The sequence below is a fragment of the Mycobacterium sp. E1214 genome, from assembly GCF_001666755.1.
Lineage (GTDB): Bacteria > Actinomycetota > Actinomycetes > Mycobacteriales > Mycobacteriaceae > Mycobacterium.
The window spans coordinates 1-658 of sequence record NZ_LZJC01000080.1 but is presented as its reverse complement, the minus strand read 5'-3'; the positions used below and the strand labels follow the sequence as shown (position 1 = coordinate 658).

General features: G+C 69.3%; 2 pseudogenes. One reads left to right on the top strand and one right to left on the bottom strand.

Features of this window, described 5'->3' with window-relative positions:
* Nucleotides 1-348: pseudogene (locus A5700_RS09445) on the top strand (hypothetical protein); the annotation flags it as partial.
* 3 nt (nt 349-351) lie between these two features.
* Here the strand turns inward: A5700_RS09445 and A5700_RS09440 are convergent.
* Nucleotides 352-658: pseudogene (locus tag A5700_RS09440) on the bottom strand (hypothetical protein); the annotation flags it as partial.

Genomic DNA, 658 nt, shown 5'->3' with positions numbered 1-658 from the left:
GCCCCGCAGGGCGCCTTCACCGCGGCCCGCGCCGCGAAGTCCGAGGGCGTGCAGATCTCGACGATCTCGTTCGGCACCAAGGGCGGCGAAATCGAGATGGACGGGCAGCGCGTCGCCGTGCCCGTCTCGACCGACCAGATGAAGACCGTCGCCAAGCTCTCCGGCGGGCAGGCCTACACCGCGACCAACGCCGCCGAGCTCAACAAGAGCTACAACGCCATCGAGAACGAGATCGGCTACCGCACGGTGCCCGGCCCCGGCAGCGCCGGCTGGTTGCGGCTGGGGGTCGTCGCGGCGCTGATCGCGACGGTGTTGGCGTTGGTCCTCAACCGGCGCCTGCCCACCTGAGACTCAGGCGGGCAGCCGGCGGTTGAGCAGCAGCCCGGCCAGCACGGCACCGGCCATGGCGACGGTGCCCAGCAGCATCCAGGCCAGGCTGGCGTCGCCCTTCACGGACTCGTAGCCGATCTGGCGCTGCAGGGTCGTGTAGACGTTCTTCAGCGAGTCCAGGCTGTCGGCGTGAAACGACTGGCCGTCGGTGATCTCGCAGATTTTCTGCAGGGTCTGGTCGTCCACGGGCACCGGGATGGTGGCCCCCTCGTAGTCGACGGTGCCGTAGGGCGTGCCGAACGAGATCGTCGAGATCTGCACGCCCTCG